A 17,744-nucleotide genomic window follows, 5' to 3' on the forward strand; every position below is an offset into this window, starting at 1 on the left:
GCCTGCCTAGACGCGCTTCACGCCAAATTCGGCCAGTTTGGCTTCGAGGATCTGGGCCACGCCGTCGTCGTCGAAATGCGGCGCCTGCTGCCCCGCGGCACGGATGGCCTCCGGGTGGCCGCTGGCCATCGCGTAGCCGTCCCCGGCCCAGCGCAGCATCTCGATGTCGTTGGGCATGTCCCCGAACGCCACCACGTCCGCTGCGTCAATCCCCAGGGTGGCGGCGTATTCCGCGAGGGTCACCGCCTTGTTGACACCCGGGAGGGCAAGTTCCAGCATGGCCACGGTGGGTGCCGAGTGGGTGGCGGAGGCGAGGTGGGCGACTGCGGGCGACACTTCGGCAAGGAAGTCGTCCGCCGTGCCTTCGCGGACGATGGCCAGGAACTTCACCACGGCGTCGTCAGCGGTGAGTGTGCTGGCCAGCGGAGCGGGGGTGAATTCGGTCAGGAGTTCGCTGGAGTCGTTTTCGATGAAGCCCGGCTCCAGGTGGAAGCCGGTGAGCGTTTCCGCGGCGAACAGCGCGGACGGCCGGAGCTGCTTGATGATGCGGCGCGCCTCGAAGACCGCTTCCAGGGCGAGCGCCCGCGCGGAGACCAGGCGGCCTTCCTCAAGGTCCCACACCACGGCACCGTTCGAGCAGATCACGGTTCCGGCGTGCCCCAGCTGGTCTTCCAGGGGGTGCAGCCAGCGGGGCGGGCGTCCGGTCACGAACACCAGTTCGACGCCGGCATCGCGGCAGGCGTGGAAGGCGCGGACGGTCCGGTCACTGATCTTTCCATCATGCCCGAGGATCGTTCCGTCAATATCACTTGCTACCAGCCGCATACAGCCAGTCTACGTTGGCCCGGCGGCGGGCCCCTCCGGGGCGGGCTCAGGGCCGTCCGCCCCGGATCCTGGAGCGCGAATTCGCCGGAATGCTGCCAGATCGCCGTAAGTTTCCGGCGATCTCGCAGGTTTCCGGCGATCTCGGCGCGGCAATCTCGCGCGGCGGGGTGGACCGGGCTCAGCGTTCGAAGATGCCCGTGAGCGTCCCGCGGCCCAGCACGTGCGGGGCCAGCCTGGATTCCAGCTTGCCCGGGCTGACCCCGGAGTCCACACCGAGGTGCTCCACATCGAGGGCGTAGACCGTGACGATGTACCGATGCGGGCCGTGGCCGGGCGGTGGCGCGGCGCCCAGGTAGCCGTGGAAACCGCCGTCGTTCTTCAACTGCAGTGCACCGGCCGGAAGGTGCCCACCGCCCTCGGCACCGGCACCGGCGGGAAGCGACGTGACGCCTGCCGGGAGATCCAGCACCGCCCAGTGCCAGAAGCCGCCGCGGCCCGGGGCATCGGGATCGAACATCGTGACCGCATAACCCTTGGTCGCCGCCGGCGCACCGCTCCAGCTCAGTTGCGGCGATTCGTCCTTGCCCCCGGCGCGCATCTTGCCGCTGCGCTGGGCGGGCGGCAAGGTTTGGCCGTCCTGGAAGGACTCGCTGCTGACGTGCAGGGAAGGGGAATGGTGGCTGGACATGTGCTGCCTTTCAGTTGCTGGCGGAATCGGCATTCCTGCGGTCGTCGCCGGCGAGCGCGGCGTCCCGTTCGACGGCGGACTCCGCCTCGCGTTCCAGACTTTCGAGCTCGAGGTGGTTGAGTTCCGCCCTCGTGGGCGGGTTGGCCCCCGGCCGGGACACGGTGACGGCGGCTGCCCACGCCGCATGGGCCAGCAGTTCACGGAGCGACTCGGCCGGTAGCTCACGCAGCTCCTTGCGGTTCTGGGCACCGTCCAGGCCGCGGTCCACCAGCCCGGAGATCAGCGCGGCCATGAAGGAATCGCCTGCGCCCACCGTGTCCGCCACCTCTACCTTGGGTGCGGGGAACTCCGCTTCGCCGGCGGCGGTGATTCCCCACGGGCCGGCCGCGCCGCGGGTCACCACCACCAGGGCGGGCCCCTCGGGACCGCCCAGGGACAGCCACCGCCGGGCCGACTCCAGGACGTCCACACCGGGGTAGAGCCATTCGAGGTCCTCGTCGGATGCCTTCACGATGTCCGCGAGGGTGACGAACTTTTCCGCCTGCCGGCGGGCATAGTCCACATCGGTGATGATGCTGGGGCGGCAGTTGGGGTCGAAGCTGATGGTGGCGGAGGGGTGCGCGTGCTCGACGGCGGCGAGCACCTCGGCAGCCCCCGGCTCCAGCATGGTGGCAATGGAGCCGGTGTGCACCAACGTGGTGCCCTGCAGCATCAACGGCAGCCGGTCCGCGAGGCCGGGAAGTTCCCAGGCGAGGTCGAACGTGTAGGTGGCGGCGCCGTCGTCGTCGATCAACGCGGTGGCCACGCTGGTGGGCAGGGCATCCGGGCCCTGCGGGACCATCACCGAGCTGGATTTCAGGTGGGCGGCCACGGACTCGCCGTAGGCGTCGCGCCCGAACCTGCCGATGAACTGCACGGGGTGGTCCAGGCGCGCCAATCCCACTGCCACGTTGAGCGGGCTGCCGCCCACGTGGGCCTCGATTCCCGAGGATCGTTGGACAACGTCGACCAGGCCTTCGCCAATAACTGTGAGCATGGTCATACTCTGCCAGAGAAGGGACGCGCGCGCTCCTGATTACGCTGGCGGGGCGTTGTCCAGGGCCACCCCGGCTGCCTCTGCGTCGCCGAACCTGGCATCCAGGTAGATCACGTCCCTGCCCGCGCGCTGCAGAAGGCTGGCGGCCACTCCGGCCCGGTAGCCGGTTCCGCAGTGGACCCACAGCCGCCCCGCCGGCACTTCGTCCAGGCGGGTCAGGAGCTGGTGGACGGGAACGTTGACGGCACCGGCCACATGGGACGCTGCAAACTCGTCCGTCCGCCGCACGTCAAGGACCGTATCCCCATCCGCGCGGCCGGCCAGCAGGCCGTCCCAGCCGAGCCGCGGGTAGGAGGCGACGGCGGCATCCGGCGCCAGCGCCTGCGGTTCGGTTCCGACGGCGGCATCCGGCGAATCGATGCCGATGCGGGAGAGGTCGCGGATGGCCTTTTCCACGTCCTCGCGGGAACCCACGAGGGTGAGCTTCTCGTCCCAGGGCAGGACCCAGCCCAGGTAGGTGGTGAAGTTGGAGCCGCTGCCGTATTCAAAGCTGACGCTGCCCTTGAGATGGTTGCTGGCGAACGCCACGCGGCGGCGAAGGTCAACCACCCATTCGCCGTCTTCCAGGCGGCGGGTGAGCTCTGCGGGGTCCACTGACTCCGGGACGGCGAGGTCCGCCGGACCGGGTCCCTTGGCGTTCAGGGCGCCCATGTGCGCGTAGTACGAGGGATATGCGGAGAGGTTGGCGATGAGTTCCTGGACGAAGTGGTCCTCGTCCGGATCGATGAGGGCGTGGTTGGCAGCGAGCTGCTCACCAAGAGTGGAGGAGCGCGCCTTGCTGGCCGGACCGGACGAACAGAAGGATCCGAAGCCGTGGGTGGGGAACAGTGCGGCATCGGGCCGCGCCTCGGCCACGAGCCGGCGTACGGATGCGTACTGGTCGTGCGCCAGGCCCACGGTGTCGGACGCCGCGACCAGGTCTGTCCGGCCGACGGAGCCGTACAGCAGGCTGCCGCCGGAGAACACCGCCTGCTTGTCGCCGTCGTCCACGATGAAGGACAAGTGGTTATGGGTGTGTCCCGGAGTGGCGACGGCCCTGACTGTCAGGGATCCCACGCGGACGGTCTGGCCGTCGGTGATGGCTTCGCGCTCGAACTGGACCTGGTCCGCGGCGTTGACCAGGTACCTCGCACCATGGGTTCTGGCGAGCTCCAGGCCACCGGTGACGTAGTCGTTGTGGAGGTGGGTTTCAGCGACGTGGGTGATGGTCACGCCCGCTTCACGCGCGGCGGCTTCCACGCGGTCCGTGTCCCGTTGCGGATCGATCACCAGGCCCACCGTGCCGTCGTGCACCAGGTAGCTCCGGTCTCCCAGCGGCGGCGTATCGATGATAATGACATCCATGGCATCCTCCTCGACGGCCGCATTTGCCTCTGGCGTGGCTTCCGGCCGTACTCAAACCATACCCCTAGGGGTATGAAGCAGCAAGAGGCCAACGAGGTCCGTCAGGCCTGGTTTCCGTGTTCGTAGACGTCCGGGATGCCGTCCCGATCCGAGTCCACCTTCTCGCGTTCTTCCGCCTCACGGTACTGGCGGTTCCTGGTCCGCAGCACCACGGCTGCCAGTATTGCAGCGAGGAGCGACGCCGCCAGGATGCCAACCTTCGCGTGATCATCGTGCAGGCTGCCGTGGCCGAAGCTGAGTTCCGCGACCAGCAGGGACACGGTGAAGCCGATACCGGCCAGGAGGGAAACTCCAAACACGTCGATCCATTTGAAGGACCCGTCCAGCCGCGCCCGGGTGGCCTTGGTAAGGATCCACGTGGTGCCCATGATGCCGAGGGGTTTGCCCAGGACGAGGGCCATGATGATGCCGATGGCCACGGGGTCGGCCAGCGCCGAACCCAGGCCTTCCCAGCCGCCGACGGCCACGCCGGCAGAGAAGAAGGCGAAGACCGGAACGGCCACCCCGGCCGAGATGGGACGGAAGCGGTGTTCGAAGATTTCCGCGAGGCCGGGGCCGGCGTCAGGACCACCGCTGGCCTTGGACCGGAGCACCGGCACGGCGAACCCCAGCATCACACCGGCCACCGTGGCGTGGATGCCGGAGGCGTGCACCAGGGCCCAGGTGGCGACGCCGAGCGGCAGGAGGATGCCCCAGGCTGCCATGAAGTGGACGCCGAAGAAGCGGCGGTACCTCTGGGCAAGGAAGGCGTAGAGCGCCAGCGGGATGAGTGCGAGCAGCAGCGGGGCGGCCTGGATGTCTCTTGAATAGAAGAACGCGATGATGCTGATGGCAATGAGGTCGTCCACCACCGCCAGGGTGAGCAGGAAGATGCGCAGGGCACTGGGCAGGTGGGATCCGATGATCGCCAGCACTGCCACGGCGAACGCGATGTCCGTTGCGGTGGGGATGGCCCAGCCGCGCAGGGTTTCCGGGCTGTATATGTTCACGGCGGCATATATCAGGGCCGGGACAATCACGCCGCCGGCCGCGGCAGCCACGGGCACGATCGATTTGCTGAGCTGGCGCAGGTCCCCGGCCACGAACTCCCGCTTGAGTTCCAGGCCCACCAGGAAGAAGAAGATGGCCAGCAGACCGTCGGCTGCCCAGGAGCCCAGGCTCAGCTCGAGGTGCCAGGGCTCGTACCCGATCCGGAAATCCCGCAGTGCGAAGTAACTGTCAGAGACCGGCGAATTCGCCCAGATCAGCGCGATGACCGCAGCGGCCACAAGGAGTGCACCGCCCACTGTTTCCTTGCGCAGGATCTCGCCAATGCGCAGCGATTCCGCGTAGCTGCCGTAGCCAAGGATGGTGAAGCGCGGTTTGGCGTCAGGTGCGGGCGTAGGTGTTTGGCTCATGAAGCGTCCTAAACGTTGAGTCGACAAGACTATGCCGACCAGACTTCCCGGCGCACCTTCCTCCAGTCTAGGGGACGGACCCTGCCGCCGGGCGGACAGAAGCCGGGTAGATGTTCAGCCCAGGAGTTCCTGCACCAGGTCCCGGCACTTCCGGTAGGCCGGGGCCTTGGGGTCAATCAATGCGAAATGGTCTCCGGGGACGTTCAGCAGCTGAACGGGTCCGCCGGCAGCCTTCGCCGCGCCGGCGTAGGACACGGACTGGCTGGCGGGAACGTCGTCGTCGTCGCTGCCGTGGACGGCGTAAACAGGGACCCGCAACGGAATAGCGCTCATGGGGTCCACGTACTTGTGGCGCTTCGGATACTTCGCTGACGAACCGCCCAGCAGGTTGCTGACTGCGCCGTTGCTGAGGTTCAGCTTTTCGGCATCGGCCAGGTTCAGGAGGCCGGCCTGGCTGACCACCCCGGTGAGCTGCACGGCGCCGTCGTCGTCGTTCCTCCGCTTCAGCTGGCGGTCGGCGTCCGGCGCGCCCAGCTGCCCGAGCCGGGTCCGGCCGGCAGCCCAGACCGCCAGGTGCCCGCCGGCCGAGTGGCCCAGGGCCACGACTCTTTCCAGGCCAAGTCCGTGGATCGCCGCCACGTCCCTGAGTTTGTCGATTCCCGCCAGAACATCTTCGAAGGTGTTCGGCCAGCCGCCGCCGTTGCCGGCACGCCGGTACTCCAGGTTCCAGGCGGGCATTCCGTGCATGGCAAGGTCCCGGGCCAGCGGCTCGCCGAGCTCGGCGCCGTACTGCGAGCGCCAGTACCCGCCATGGATAACCACCACCACGCCGCGGGTTACAGCCGCGTCCGGCAGGAACAGCTCACCCCACTGACTCGGGTCATCGCCGTACTGGTACTTGTGCCGCTTCACTGCGTCCTCCTTCTGGCCCGACGAACAGGAAGCGGACAATGCCCCCAGTGCCACTGCTGCGGCGGCGCCAAGAAGCCCGCGGGAAAGCAGGGTCCGACGCCGCACATCAGCCATGTGCCGAGCCTACCTTGGGAGGCAGACAGCTTGCGCCAGCGCATTCGACGGCGGCGTCTGGCGCCGTTCGCCGCGTGCACCGCGGGCCCACGGACCGCACTGCCCGGGGGGTGTCACCCCCCTGGGTGTCGCAGGCCGCCCGTAAGCTGGAAACATGGCTACCAACTGGGACCGCCTGGACGCAGGCCTGCGCGAGTCCGTGCAGGAAAACGTGGAGCTCTATGCACGGGTGCGCCCTGCCCTGAAGCTGGTCACGCGGGAAGTCCTGCTGACGCTCCGGAGCATGCTCAAGGACACCGAGGTAACGCCGCTGTTCGTCACCGGCCGCACCAAGACAGTGGAGTCCTTCAAGGAGAAGATTTCCCGCACGGAGGAGCCGCTGGAACCCGGCGGTGCGCCACTGCTGAAGTTCCCTGATCCGTTCCGCACGCTCAATGACATGGTGGGCGTCCGCGTCATCACCAAGCTGCCTGCAGAGAATGCGGTGGTGGCCAACCTGATCAAGCGCCAGCGCCAGCTCTTTGACTGCCGCGGCGACCGCGAAAAGGACATCGGCTCCATCGAATCCGGCACCTACGGCTACTCCAGCCGCCACCTGATCCTGCGGACCATCCAGAACGAGGCGGTGAAGGAGTACCAGCAGGTATTCAACCCGGACATCCAGCCCAACGGCAGCTACTTCTTTGAATGCCAGATCCGCACTGTTTTTGCGCACGCCTGGAGCGAGATCGAGCATGACATCCGCTTCAAGGCCGAGGATCCCCGGGCCTGGACCCCGCATTTCGACCGCCAGTTCACCGCCACCGCGGCCATGCTGGAAACAGTGGAAGGCGCCTTCGCGGACCTGCACGAACGGTACGAAGAAGTCCGCAGCTACTGGGACACGGACGGTGAAGGCGCCGCCCAGCTCACTCCGAACCGGATCCGCGACGTCTGGCGGACGCTGCTTCCGCACGTTGACCGTAAAGTGGATGATGACTGGGGCTGGGCAGCCGAACTCATGGCGGCGCACGGCCTCAACCAGACCATGCAGCTGGCAGAGCTGCTCAGCGCGAACCGGATCACCGAGGTCCGCAAGGCCTTGGACCACAGATACTCCCCCGGCCCGGACCGGCTGCTGGATGACCTGCTGCTGTGGCAGTACGGCACCAAACACATTGACCTCACCGCGGAGGCGCCCGACGTCGTTCCGCACCCCCGGCGCGACAGCCTCCTGCGGAGACTGAAGCAGATCGAGCGCTATCGCCAGACCAAGCCCTAGGAACACATGAAGCCCGAACAACTCCAGTCCGTCCGGGCCACGCTCCGATCCCCGCGCCGCCTCAAGACCGAAGCCCTCGCCGGACTGGTGGTGGCTCTGGCCCTCATCCCCGAGGCCATTGCCTTCTCCGTCATCGCCGGCGTGGATCCCCGGATCGGGCTGTTCGCGTCCTTCACCATGGCTGTCACCATCGCTTTCGTGGGCGGCAGGCCCGCCATGATCTCCGCAGCCACCGGCGCGGTTGCGCTGGTGATCGCCCCGCTGATGCGGAGCCACGGCCTGGACTACCTGATCGCAGGGGTGATCCTGGCGGGCGTCTTCCAGATCCTCCTGGCGCTCCTGGGCGTCACCAAGCTCATGCGCTTCATTCCGCGTTCAGTGATGGTGGGGTTCGTGAACGCACTGGCCATCCTTGTGTTCATGGCACAGCTGCCCGAGCTGATCAACGTTCCGTGGCTGGTCTATCCGCTGGTGGCCGTCGGACTAGTGATTGTTGTGGCGCTCCCGCGGCTGACCACGGCCGTGCCCTCCCCGCTCGTGGCCATCGTGGCCCTCACGCTGTTTGCCGTGCTGGCCAACATCGACGTCCCGGCCGTCCGGGACAAGGGCCAGCTTCCCGAAAGCCTGCCCGCCCTCTTCATTCCCAATGTGCCGCTGACGCTGGAAACCTTCCAGATCCTTGCGCCCTTCGCCCTGTCCATGGCACTGGTGGGCCTGCTGGAATCGCTGATGACGGCCAAGCTTGTTGACGACATCACTGACACCCGTTCCAACAAGACCCGCGAGTCCTGGGGCCAGGGCGTGGCAAACATCGTCACCGGTTTCCTGGGCGGCATGGGCGGCTGCGCCGTGATCGGCCAGACCATGATCAACGTCAAGGGCTCCGGCGCCCGGAGCCGGGTCTCTACGTTCCTGGCCGGCGTGTTCCTGCTGGTCCTGGTGGTGACGCTGGGTGGCATCGTGGGCCTGATCCCCATGGCCGCTCTCGTGGCCGTGATGATCTTCGTCTCCGCCATCACGTTCGACTGGCACTCCATCGCCCCGAAGACGCTCAAGCGGATGCCCAAGTCCGAAACAGCAGTCATGCTCATCACCGTGGGCACCGTCGTGGCCACTCACAACCTGGCCATCGGGGTGGGAGTCGGCGTACTGGCGGCCATGGCCATGTTCGCCAGGCGCGTGGCCCACTTCGCCACCGTGGAGCGGACGGAGATCGAGCTCAACGGTGACACCGTTGCCACGTACACGGTGGACGGGGAGCTCTTCTTCGCCTCCTCCAACGATCTCTACACGCAGTTCGAATATGCCCGCGATGCGGCACCCACGGTGGACCGCGTCATCATCGATTTCCATGCCTCCCACCTGTGGGATGCCTCCACCATCGCGGTGCTGGACGCCGTCACCGAGAAGTACCGCCGGCACGGCAGGGAAGTGGAGCTGATCGGTCTCAACTCCGCCAGCACCCAGATGCGCGAACGGCTCGCGGGGAAGCTGAACGCCGCGAACTAGCCGCGTTTCGGCGGGCATGCCGCCCAACGCGGCCGACCCTCCGTCCTGCCGACACAAATCGTTGTCTAATACATGTGACAAGAATTGTCATCTACAGTTGGAGGGGAGCAGCCTGCGGCTACCGTGCAGGCGCACCACCTTGGGGGAGGTCCAGCATGGCAGGAAAATTCGAACTCGTCGCCGCGGAACAGGGCGGCGTCCGCATCCGGCTCGTCAACGGGACAGGCAACATCCTGGCGGTCTCGGGAATCTACCGGGACAGCGCAGCGGCCGCTTCCGGTGTCACTGAGATCCGCGAGCACGCAGCCACGGCGCATATCGCCGATTACAGCACCCCGCCGTCGCAGTAGCAGCCGCAACAGACCGCCCGGCGCGTGGCCGGTCAGCCCGAACGAGCCCAGAATCCGACACAAATGTCAGACGTCTGTTCATGAAGTGGCTGGAATAGGCGTTCGGATGTGAGCATTATTGGATGCTTGAGGCAACAAAAACCCACGAAAACACCACCGCTGGCAGCGAAGCCGACGCCGCCCCGCTGAATCCGGCGCTGGCCGCCGAGGCGAAAATCGCCCGTATCGCCGTCACGGTCTTCCCGCTGCTGGTAGTCGCCGCAGGCATTGCCGGATTCCTGGTGCCCGGCGCCTTCAAGCCCATGGGCCCCAGCGTCCCGTACCTGCTGGGCATCATAATGTTCTGCATGGGCCTGACGCTCACCCCGCCCGACTTTGCCTCGGTGGTCAAGCGCCCCTGGGCCGTAGTGCTGGGCATCGTGGCCCACTACGTGATCATGCCGGGTGCCGGCTGGCTGATTGCCGTGGCACTCAACCTGCCGCCCGAACTGGCCGTGGGCCTCATCCTGGTGGGCTGCGCACCGTCCGGAACGGCCTCCAACGTGATGGCCTTCCTGGCCAAGGGCGATGTGGCACTCTCCGTGGCCGTCGCGTCCGTCTCCACACTGATCGCTCCGATCGTCACTCCCCTGCTGGTCCTGTTCCTGGCGGGGTCCTTCCTGCAGATCGACGCCGGCGCCATGGTCCTGGACATCGTCAAGACCGTCCTCCTGCCCGTCATTGCCGGACTCCTGGCCCGGCTGTTCCTCAAGAAGCTCGTCGCGAAGGTGCTGCCGGCACTCCCGTGGGCGTCCGCCGTCGTGATTTCACTGATTGTGGCGATTGTGGTGGCCGGCAGCGCCAGCAAGATCGTTGCCGCAGGCGGCATCGTGTTCCTTGCCGTTGTGCTGCACAACGGTTTCGGCCTGGGACTCGGATACCTCGCCGGCAAGCTGGGCCGCTTGGACGACAAGGCCCGCCGCGCGCTGGCTTTTGAAGTGGGGATGCAGAACTCCGGACTGGCCGCCACGCTGGCAACGGCACACTTCAGCCCGCTGGCCGCGCTGCCGTCCGCGGTGTTCTCGCTCTGGCACAACATCTCGGGCGCGATCGTGGCCGCCTGGCTGGCCCGCCGGCCGCTGCGCGACGATACTGCCGTTCCGCCGGCAGCACTCCCCGCCACGGCCACCCAGGACGCCTAAGCGTCAATTGCGGTGGTGTTCGATCAGCCAGCCGGCCATCTGCTGGGCCCGCTTCGACGCCAGGAAGTCCCCCTCGGTCGCTGAAATGATGGAGCCCTTCATCAGGATGTGCCAGGACCGCGCAAATTCCTCGGTCCGGCTCAGCCCGGCTTCCTCGGCCAGGGCCTCGATGTGGCCGCGGATCCGGCTGAGGTAGCCGATGCTCGCTTTTCCCAGCGGATGCTCGGGTCCCATCTCCAGCAGGACGTTGATGAACGTGCACGCCTCGAAGTCGTCGCGGTGGAACCAGTCGCCGAAGACATCGAAAACAGCGAGCAGCCGCTCCTCGGGGGTGCTGCCGCGGCGCCGGGCTTCGGAGACGATGAGGTCCACGGTCCACACCTGGTCACGGAGCGCCAGGAACGCCAGGACCAGGGCGTCTTTTGACGGGAAATGCCGGTAGAACGTGGCCTTGGCAACGCCGGAACGGCTGATGAGCTCATTGGTCCCCACATCGCGGATCCCGCGGCGGGAGAACAGCTCATAAGCGGTGGCAAGAATGCGGTCCACTGGGTCATCGCGGCCCGCCAGTGCCCGGGCGGGCAACAACGAGGAACGGTTGGCGTCTTCGGCAGTCATCTTAGAAGGAATTTTACATGGAGCGCTGCTGGCGCCTCCCATGATGTCCGCGGATGCCAAGCGTTTCCGGCCGGCGGCGGAAAGGTCCGCGGTGAAGGGCCTGGATGAAACTGTCCAGGAGTGCGGGGTCCTTGGCGTTGTTGGACAGGTCCACAAGGTCAGCTGCAGTCCTGGCCAGCTTGATATTGCTGTGCTGGCTGTGGCTGACGAGCAGGTTGAAGGCATCCTCCGCGCTGAGGTGCAGGGCACCCATCAGGATCCCCTTGGCCTGCTCGATGGTGCTGCGGCTCGCATTGGCCGCCGAGACGGCGGCCCGGGCGAACTGTTCCGTCTCACGCCGCAGCGTCAGGGTGAGGTCGACGACGAACCCGGCAATGTGGCTCAGCCTGGCGTCCTGGTCGAGGAAGCCCTCCCCTGTTGTCAGGATCCTGTGCTCCCGCAGGCGGGCGTCGATCAGCCGGTCGAAACTGAAGAATTTGCCGCCCGCGTTGCGGGCCTGCGTGAAGATCTCCCGGCTGCGGTTACGGTCGTCCGGGTGCTTGTGCGAGTGGAAAAGTTCCAGAGTGGGCACAATCTCCCCGCGGCCGTAGCCGTGGATGAGGTATAGCTCCTCGGACCAGTCGAGCCTGCCGGTTGCCGCGTCATACCTGAACGTCCCGGCGATGCAATCCGCCGCCGCCAAGGCGTCGGAGTGCACCTGCGGGACTTTCCGTGCGGCCATGGAACTTACCACGCAGGAAAATCTGCGACGACGGCCCCCGGCTTGAGGGATTGCTGCCACCGGGCCAGAATCTGCCGTCTGCGGCTCGCTGCCCGGCTCCTAAAGGCAAGAGCTGCGGACGGTCCGCGGGAATGCTGGGGTTTCGGGGCCGGGACTTCGGTGACAAAGCCCATTCCTGCGTACTCGCGAACAGCTGCGATTCCGGCCACGGCGGCCCGCTTGTCCGGGAAGGGCTTCGAGAGCGCCATGACTGTTCCATCAGGAGCTGTCAGCCGAAATCTAAAGGAAGCATCCGCATCGGAAAATAATTCAAACATGCCTGCCATTGAGCCCTCCTGGAAACTCGGGATCGGACCACTCCCGAAGACGCCGTTGTCAGCGGAAGCAGCCTGAATCCATCCATGTATAACCGACCGCGGTGACGGCCGGACGAATTGATGAATTCATGAAAGTCTGAACTACTCAAGCCGTCCGCGCAAGGGCTGTCCGCGTACTAAATCCACCGATCATCCCTTTGCGGCCGGGGCTACGATATACATGCAGACCACGCCAATATTGCGTGGGTGTGAGACAGACCTTTCTGTCTGTCATAGGCTGTATTCGTTGAACAAGCGTTATGGTTGGCGCCGAATTGTGGATGTAGGAAGGGAGGCCCCGATGAAGGATGATCTGCCCGTAGGTCTGGTCCTGAGCGATGTGAAGGCCGAACTTTTCAAGTCCATGGGCCACCCTGCGCGGATCCAGGTCCTGGAAATGCTTGCAGAAGGCCCCGTGGCGGTCAGCCGGCTGCGCGACGACATAGGCCTTGAGCCATCGAACCTCTCCCAGCACCTGGGTGTGCTCCGCCGCCAGCAACTGATCAAGCCCTCGCGCCAGGACGGCCGGCTGTTCTACGAACTCTCCTGCCCTGAGGTAAGCGGCCTCCTCCTTTCGGCCCGGTCACTACTGGGCACGGTCCTGCAATCGACCCGCCTGAAGCTCATGACGTTGGACGAGCCTGCGAGGGAATCCTCAGCCCGCTAGCGACTTTGTTCGCCAGTTGCTCCGAAAGGCATCTGAAGGCCTGGGCCGGATAGGCTTCTTCCATGTTTCAGCACGATGCCAAGAACCGCGCCCCGGTCGACGACAGTCCCCGGGAAACGTGACTCCCGCCCCCAAGGACGCCGGCATGTTGTTTGATTCCGGCCGGATGTTCTACGGCCGCCTGCCCCGGGCCATCATCGGCGGCAGCGCCCTACTGTTGGTAGGAATCCTGCTGGCAATCTTCCTCACCGGCGCGCTGCAGTCGGAACCGGTGGCATGGACCGCCATTGCATGCGCCCTGATGCTCGTCACCTTCCTGGCGTTCGGCTTCTCCAGGATCCAAGTCCTCGACAACGAAGTGCGGTTGCAGTGGTTCCCGTTCTACCGCCGCAGGATTCCAGTTGCGGCAATCCAACGGGCCGCTCCGGCAACAATCCATGGCCTGCGCTACGGATTCGGGCTGCGGTTCGGGCCCTTCGGGCTGGGAATCATCCAGGACACAGGGCCGGGAGTCCAGCTCGACGTCGGACGGGGATATCTGCTGAGCCTTGGGTCAGCGGACCGCCAGGAACGGTTCCTTGCGGCCCTGGCGGCGGCTGGCGTCCACGTCCAGCGCTTCTGACAACAGGTGCCTACGTCGCCGCCCAGCTAGGCCTTTTCAACCCACTGGGCACGCCAATCGGGTGGTTCGAACGATTCGCTCCAGTAGGCCGTTTCCTTGGCAATGCGGCCGTCGCGGAATTCGAAGATGAACACCGTTTCGTACTGCGGTCCGTCGTAGTCCAGCAGGGCTTCGGCAGTTACCAGGTTCCCGCCGCTGAGCAGCCGGCGCAGCGTGATGGTGGGCAGTTGCGGGAAGGCGTTGTAGATTCCCCGGCGGTTCTCTGCACCGCGCACAATTTCTCCGGATTGCGGCCAGTGCATCACAGCATCGTCGTGGAACAGCTCGTCCATGACCTCGATCCGGCGGTCGTTGATACAGTCGATCAGCCGGTTGACTACTTTCTCATTGGTGCCGGTTTCATCCACAGCGTGGCTCCGTTTTCTGGAGGATCCTAGGGCTAACTAATGCCTTGCATTGTCCTCCGGAAACCCCGGCCGCACCACCGTTCTGGGCCCCTCCGCGGCGCCTAGCCGATCAACGCCAGCACCGCCCCGGCAGTGACCACACCGCCGGCTTCGGCGCGGATGCCCGTCACCGTTCCGTCGCGGTGCGCCGTCACCTGCGTTTCCATCTTCATCGCTTCAAGAACGACGACGGCGTCCCCCGCCGACACTTCAGCGCCCGGCTCCACGAGCCACTTGACGACAGTTCCGGCCATGTCGGCACGCAGCTCCCCCGGATCGGCCGTTCCGGAGGCGGCAGCACCGCCGTCGGACGCTGAATCAACCGACACGCCGGCGGGCAGAGCTCCGCCGGAACGTGCCCAGCCGTCCAGCAGGTCCGCCGGTAGTCCGACCGCCAGGCGTCGGCCGTCCACCTCGACGGTGACAGTACGGCGTGCGCCGTCGGGCGCGGTGGTGCTGTAGCCGGGATCGGCAGGGATCCGGTCCGCGAAGTCGGTTTCGATCCAGCGGGTGTGGATGCCCAGGCCGGTCTCGGAGGTGAAGTCCGGCGATTCCAGTACAGCGCGGTGGAACGGCAGAACGGTGGCCACGCCGGTGATTTCAATCTCGGCGAGTGCGCGGCGGGCGCGCCGCAGTGCCTGCTGGCGGTCCGCGCCGGTGACGATCAGCTTGGCGAGCAGCGAGTCGAATTGCGGCGCCACGAAGGACCCGGAGCGGACGCCGGTGTCCAGCCGGATGCCGGGGCCGGTGGGGCCGTGGAATTCGGCGATGGTCCCGGGTGAGGGCAGGAAGCCGCGCCCCACGTCCTCGGCGTTGAGCCGGAACTCGAAGGAGTGGCCGCGGGGTTCAGGATCGGCGGCGATGCGCAGGGCTTCCCCGGCGGCAATCCGGAACTGTTCCTGGACCAGGTCGATTCCGGTGGTTTCCTCGGTGATGGGGTGCTCCACCTGCAGCCGCGTGTTCACTTCCAGGAACGCGACGGTGCCGTCCGAGGCCACGAGGAACTCCACGGTGCCGGCGCCGGAATAGCCGGCTTCCCGGCAGACTGCCTTGGCGGCGTCGTAAATCTGTTGGCTCTGCTCGTCGCTGAGGAACGGGGCTGGTGCTTCCTCCACCAGCTTCTGGTGCCGGCGCTGCAGTGAGCAGTCGCGGGTTCCGACGACCACCACGTTGCCGTGCGTGTCAGCCAGGACCTGCGCTTCGACGTGGCGCGGACGGTCCAGGTAGCGCTCCACGAAGCATTCGCCGCGGCCGAAGGCTGCCACGGCTTCGCGGACGGCGGAGTCGAAGGATTCCTCGATCTCGTCCATGTTGCGGACCACTTTCAGCCCGCGGCCGCCGCCGCCGAAGGCCGCCTTGATGGCGATGGGCAGGCCGTGCTGTTCGGCGAAGGCCCGGGCCTCCGCGGCGGTGTCCACGGGTCCGTCACTGCCGGCCACCAGCGGCGCACCGGCACGGACAGCGATCTCGCGGGCGGTGATCTTGTTGCCAAGCTGCCGGATGGCCTCCGGTGTGGGGCCGATCCACGCCAGTCCGGCATCCAGGACGGCCTGGGCAAAATCCGCGTTCTCGGACAGGAAGCCGTAGCCGGGGTGGACTGCGTCAGCGCCTGATCTGGCAGCCACCTCGAGCAGCTTGGGGATGTTCAGGTAGGTGTCCGCCGGGGAGTTTCCGTCCAGGCTGAACGCTTCGCTTGCGGCGCCGACGTGCATGGCATCGGCGTCGATGTCCGCGTAGACGGCGACAGATTCCAGCTGGGCGTCGTCGCAGGCACGGGCAATCCGGACGGCGATTTCACCACGGTTGGCGATCAGGACCTTGCGCATCAGTTACTCACTTTTTCTTGGGACGTCTGTTCGGTCGAAGTCTGTTCAGAAGTTTTCTGTTCCGGCGAAGGAGTCTGCTCGGGAACACGGCGGAAGCGGATGCTGCCGCCTATGGGCACCTGCGCGGCCAGGTCCAGCTGGTGGTCCACAACCACGCCGATCACGGGGTAGCCGCCCGTGATGGGATGGTCGGCCAGGAAGAGCACGGGGAGGCCTTCGGGCGGCACCTGGATGGCGCCCGCTACGGTGCCTTCGCTGGGCAGTTCACCCTGCCGGCTGCGTTCCAGCGGCGTTCCGTCCAGCCGCATTCCCACGCGGTTGGACTGCGGCTTGACCACCCAGTCCTGCCCGCACAGGGAAGCCAGGGCGGATTCATCGAACCAGTCGGCCCGCGGGCCCGGGACGATGTCCAGCACCGTGACGCCCTCGCCGGGGAAGTCCGGCTGGAGTTCGGGATCACCCACGACGCCGGATTCGGTGACGTCGCCGGATGCCAGCAACTGTCCGGCGGCAAGCGGGGCCGGTCCTATGCCGGACATGGTGTCGGTGGAACGGCTGCCCAGAACGGGCGCGGCGTCCACCCCGCCGCGGACTGCCATGTAGCTGCGGAAGCCGGCCTCCGGCGCGCCGAGGGTCAGGGTTTCGCCGTCGAGCAGCGCAAACGGTGTGGCCATGGGAACCGTGCGCTGGCGCCCGGTCCCGTCGCTGTAAGCGTCTGCTTCAGCGTCCGACGGCGACGCGATGGTCAGTTCCGACGGCGCCCCGGCGACGGCCAGGACCTGGTCGCCGACGGCCTGGACTTTGAGTCCGCCGGCTACGCTCTCGATGGCTGCGGCCGAGGAGTTGTTGCCCACCAGCCGGTTGGCCCGGCGCAGCGAGGCCCGGTCCAGGGCTCCGGCGGCGGAGACTCCCAGCGCGGAGTGGCCGTGCCGGCCGAGGTCCTGGATGAGGCTTTGCAGCCCGGGTGACACGATCCGCAGGCCGGAAGCAGCCTCCCGGGCGGAGGCCTCCGTGGCGGCTACCGCCTCGGAGGCCGCATGTTCCGGTGCCATGGTCACCACATCGCGGACGGCGCGGAACTGGACGCGGTGTCCCGGGCTGGCCAGTGCGGGCTCGGGCCGGCTGAGGTCCCACATACGGGCCCCGGTGCGGCCGATCAGCTGCCAGCCGCCCGGGGACCTGCGCGGATACACCGCCGAATAGTTGCCCGCCAAAGCCACCGAACCGGCGGGCACGGCAGTGCGCGGCGAACTGCGGCGCGGAACTTCCAGCATCTGGTTCTCCCCCACCATGTAGCCGAACCCCGGCGCGAACCCGGCAAAAGCCACCGTCCACACCTGGCCGGAATGGGCTTCGATGACGCCGTCCGTTCCGAGGCCGGTGAGCCGCCCCACTTCGGCGAGATCCTCGCCGTCGTACACGGTATCGATGAACACCAGGCCGCCGTCCTGTTTGACCGGAGCCGTCAGGTCCAGTTCCAGCAGGAACGAGCCCATGCGGCGGGCGGCGGCCGGCGAATCCGCGCGGACCATCACGGTCTGCGCGGCGGCCAGCACGTCCATCTGGCCCGGCAGCGGGGATTCCAGGAGCAGGGTCTGCAGGGCGAGGACGTCCTGCGTTCCGGAGAGCTCCGCGAGCACCGCCCGCGTTCCCACGGGCCGCACCGAGAGGACCTTGTGCACGCTCAGGGTTTCCATTGCTACCGCTTCCATCGTTGCCAATGCCTTAAAGGTTCCGTAAGTACTGAACAG

The 17,744-nt window shown here is 66.7% G+C and carries 18 protein-coding genes; 6 read left to right on the forward strand and 12 right to left on the reverse strand.

Annotation, left to right across the window (positions count from 1 at the left end; all coding sequences use genetic code 11):
- Positions 1–6: 6 nt before the first annotated feature.
- The 6 genes from AC07YR_RS11955 to AC07YR_RS11980 all read right to left on the reverse strand — a co-directional run bounded on the left by AC07YR_RS11955 (position 7) and on the right by AC07YR_RS11980 (position 6,322).
- Positions 7–825, reverse strand: a complete 819-nt coding sequence (locus tag AC07YR_RS11955; RefSeq protein ID WP_436056283.1) for an HAD family hydrolase — start codon at positions 823–825, stop codon at positions 7–9.
- 178 nt (positions 826–1,003) lie between these two features.
- Positions 1,004–1,513: a YbhB/YbcL family Raf kinase inhibitor-like protein gene (locus AC07YR_RS11960; protein ID WP_494734052.1), complete on the reverse strand. Its 510-nt coding sequence runs from the start codon at positions 1,511–1,513 to the stop codon at positions 1,004–1,006.
- Positions 1,514–1,523: 10 nt separating this feature from the next.
- The gene (locus AC07YR_RS11965; protein ID WP_494734053.1) at positions 1,524–2,549 is read right to left on the reverse strand and encodes a carbohydrate kinase family protein; all 1,026 of its coding nucleotides are present in this window, start codon (positions 2,547–2,549) and stop codon (positions 1,524–1,526) included.
- A 39-nt stretch (positions 2,550–2,588) separates the two neighbouring features.
- Positions 2,589–3,953 carry an MBL fold metallo-hydrolase gene (locus tag AC07YR_RS11970; protein ID WP_494734054.1) on the reverse strand — a complete coding sequence of 455 codons (1,365 nt, stop codon included), beginning with the start codon at positions 3,951–3,953 and terminating at the stop codon, positions 2,589–2,591.
- Between the two features lie 101 nt (positions 3,954–4,054).
- Positions 4,055–5,410: a Na+/H+ antiporter NhaA gene (gene nhaA / locus AC07YR_RS11975; RefSeq protein ID WP_494734055.1), complete on the reverse strand. Its 1,356-nt coding sequence runs from the start codon at positions 5,408–5,410 to the stop codon at positions 4,055–4,057.
- 114 nt (positions 5,411–5,524) lie between these two features.
- The gene (locus tag AC07YR_RS11980; protein WP_494734081.1) at positions 5,525–6,322 is read right to left on the reverse strand and encodes an alpha/beta hydrolase; all 798 of its coding nucleotides are present in this window, start codon (positions 6,320–6,322) and stop codon (positions 5,525–5,527) included.
- A gap of 268 nt (positions 6,323–6,590) precedes the next feature.
- Between AC07YR_RS11980 and AC07YR_RS11985 the strand changes: the two genes are divergently transcribed.
- The 4 genes from AC07YR_RS11985 to AC07YR_RS12000 all read left to right on the forward strand — a co-directional run bounded on the left by AC07YR_RS11985 (position 6,591) and on the right by AC07YR_RS12000 (position 10,737).
- Entirely contained in the window at positions 6,591–7,697 is a 1,107-nt protein-coding gene (locus AC07YR_RS11985) for a GTP pyrophosphokinase (RefSeq protein WP_436056278.1), read from the forward strand.
- A gap of 6 nt (positions 7,698–7,703) precedes the next feature.
- Positions 7,704–9,206: a SulP family inorganic anion transporter gene (locus tag AC07YR_RS11990; protein ID WP_494734056.1), complete on the forward strand. Its 1,503-nt coding sequence runs from the start codon at positions 7,704–7,706 to the stop codon at positions 9,204–9,206.
- Between the two features lie 155 nt (positions 9,207–9,361).
- Entirely contained in the window at positions 9,362–9,556 is a 195-nt protein-coding gene (locus AC07YR_RS11995; RefSeq protein ID WP_494734057.1) for a YegP family protein, read from the forward strand.
- A gap of 122 nt (positions 9,557–9,678) precedes the next feature.
- Positions 9,679–10,737, forward strand: coding sequence for a bile acid:sodium symporter family protein (locus AC07YR_RS12000; RefSeq protein WP_494734058.1), 1,059 nt, complete (start codon positions 9,679–9,681; stop codon positions 10,735–10,737).
- 3 nt (positions 10,738–10,740) lie between these two features.
- Here AC07YR_RS12000 and AC07YR_RS12005 read toward each other — a convergent pair whose 3' ends face one another.
- The 3 genes from AC07YR_RS12005 to AC07YR_RS12015 are packed head-to-tail and all read right to left on the reverse strand — an operon-like array spanning position 10,741 to position 12,402.
- A complete protein-coding gene (locus AC07YR_RS12005) occupies positions 10,741–11,355 on the reverse strand; it encodes a TetR/AcrR family transcriptional regulator (RefSeq protein WP_055802081.1) in 615 nt (204 codons plus the stop codon).
- Between the two features lie 13 nt (positions 11,356–11,368).
- Positions 11,369–12,076: a PAS and ANTAR domain-containing protein gene (locus AC07YR_RS12010; protein WP_494734059.1), complete on the reverse strand. Its 708-nt coding sequence runs from the start codon at positions 12,074–12,076 to the stop codon at positions 11,369–11,371.
- A 5-nt stretch (positions 12,077–12,081) separates the two neighbouring features.
- Complete coding sequence (locus AC07YR_RS12015; RefSeq protein WP_055802087.1) at positions 12,082–12,402, reverse strand: YegP family protein; 321 nt, start codon at positions 12,400–12,402, stop codon at positions 12,082–12,084.
- A gap of 331 nt (positions 12,403–12,733) precedes the next feature.
- Here AC07YR_RS12015 and AC07YR_RS12020 point away from each other — a divergent pair, with 331 nt between their 5' ends.
- Both AC07YR_RS12020 and AC07YR_RS12025 read left to right on the forward strand, forming a co-directional pair.
- On the forward strand, positions 12,734–13,099 hold the full coding sequence (locus tag AC07YR_RS12020; RefSeq protein ID WP_436056274.1) for an ArsR/SmtB family transcription factor: 366 nt from the start codon (positions 12,734–12,736) through the stop codon (positions 13,097–13,099).
- A gap of 145 nt (positions 13,100–13,244) precedes the next feature.
- Positions 13,245–13,721 carry a hypothetical protein gene (locus AC07YR_RS12025; RefSeq protein ID WP_055802093.1) on the forward strand — a complete coding sequence of 159 codons (477 nt, stop codon included), beginning with the start codon at positions 13,245–13,247 and terminating at the stop codon, positions 13,719–13,721.
- Between the two features lie 26 nt (positions 13,722–13,747).
- Here the strand turns inward: AC07YR_RS12025 and AC07YR_RS12030 are convergent, their stop codons facing one another.
- The 3 genes from AC07YR_RS12030 to AC07YR_RS12040 all read right to left on the reverse strand — a co-directional run bounded on the left by AC07YR_RS12030 (position 13,748) and on the right by AC07YR_RS12040 (position 17,705).
- Positions 13,748–14,128 carry a nuclear transport factor 2 family protein gene (locus tag AC07YR_RS12030; RefSeq protein ID WP_055802096.1) on the reverse strand — a complete coding sequence of 127 codons (381 nt, stop codon included), beginning with the start codon at positions 14,126–14,128 and terminating at the stop codon, positions 13,748–13,750.
- 101 nt (positions 14,129–14,229) lie between these two features.
- Positions 14,230–15,993, reverse strand: coding sequence for an acetyl/propionyl/methylcrotonyl-CoA carboxylase subunit alpha (locus AC07YR_RS12035; RefSeq protein ID WP_494734060.1), 1,764 nt, complete (start codon positions 15,991–15,993; stop codon positions 14,230–14,232).
- Positions 15,993–17,705, reverse strand: a complete 1,713-nt coding sequence (locus tag AC07YR_RS12040; protein ID WP_494734061.1) for a 5-oxoprolinase subunit B/C family protein — start codon at positions 17,703–17,705, stop codon at positions 15,993–15,995. Before AC07YR_RS12040 ends, AC07YR_RS12035 begins: the two co-directional genes overlap by 1 nt.
- Between the last annotated feature and the right edge of the window lie 39 nt (positions 17,706–17,744).

The organism is Arthrobacter sp. GW460-12-1-14-TSB2 (assembly GCF_059423525.1).

Bases quoted from the DNA above. Each gene is read 5' to 3' on its own strand.
- AC07YR_RS11955 (WP_436056283.1), bottom strand. From the start codon at position 825: ATGCGGCTGGTAGCAAGTGATATTGACGGAACGATCCTCGGGCATGAT.
- AC07YR_RS11960 (WP_494734052.1), bottom strand. From the start codon at position 1,513: ATGTCCAGCCACCATTCCCCTTCCCTGCACGTCAGCAGCGAGTCCTTC.
- AC07YR_RS11965 (WP_494734053.1), bottom strand. From the start codon at position 2,549: ATGCTCACAGTTATTGGCGAAGGCCTGGTCGACGTTGTCCAACGATCC.
- AC07YR_RS11970 (WP_494734054.1), bottom strand. From the start codon at position 3,953: ATGGATGTCATTATCATCGATACGCCGCCGCTGGGAGACCGGAGCTAC.
- nhaA (WP_494734055.1), bottom strand. From the start codon at position 5,410: ATGAGCCAAACACCTACGCCCGCACCTGACGCCAAACCGCGCTTCACC.
- AC07YR_RS11985 (WP_436056278.1), top strand. From the start codon at position 6,591: ATGGCTACCAACTGGGACCGCCTGGACGCAGGCCTGCGCGAGTCCGTG.
- AC07YR_RS11990 (WP_494734056.1), top strand. From the start codon at position 7,704: ATGAAGCCCGAACAACTCCAGTCCGTCCGGGCCACGCTCCGATCCCCG.
- AC07YR_RS11995 (WP_494734057.1), top strand. From the start codon at position 9,362: ATGGCAGGAAAATTCGAACTCGTCGCCGCGGAACAGGGCGGCGTCCGC.
- AC07YR_RS12000 (WP_494734058.1), top strand. From the start codon at position 9,679: ATGCTTGAGGCAACAAAAACCCACGAAAACACCACCGCTGGCAGCGAA.
- AC07YR_RS12005 (WP_055802081.1), bottom strand. From the start codon at position 11,355: ATGACTGCCGAAGACGCCAACCGTTCCTCGTTGTTGCCCGCCCGGGCA.
- AC07YR_RS12010 (WP_494734059.1), bottom strand. From the start codon at position 12,076: ATGGCCGCACGGAAAGTCCCGCAGGTGCACTCCGACGCCTTGGCGGCG.
- AC07YR_RS12015 (WP_055802087.1), bottom strand. From the start codon at position 12,402: ATGGCAGGCATGTTTGAATTATTTTCCGATGCGGATGCTTCCTTTAGA.
- AC07YR_RS12020 (WP_436056274.1), top strand. From the start codon at position 12,734: ATGAAGGATGATCTGCCCGTAGGTCTGGTCCTGAGCGATGTGAAGGCC.
- AC07YR_RS12025 (WP_055802093.1), top strand. From the start codon at position 13,245: ATGTTGTTTGATTCCGGCCGGATGTTCTACGGCCGCCTGCCCCGGGCC.
- AC07YR_RS12035 (WP_494734060.1), bottom strand. From the start codon at position 15,993: ATGCGCAAGGTCCTGATCGCCAACCGTGGTGAAATCGCCGTCCGGATT.
- AC07YR_RS12040 (WP_494734061.1), bottom strand. From the start codon at position 17,705: ATGGAAGCGGTAGCAATGGAAACCCTGAGCGTGCACAAGGTCCTCTCG.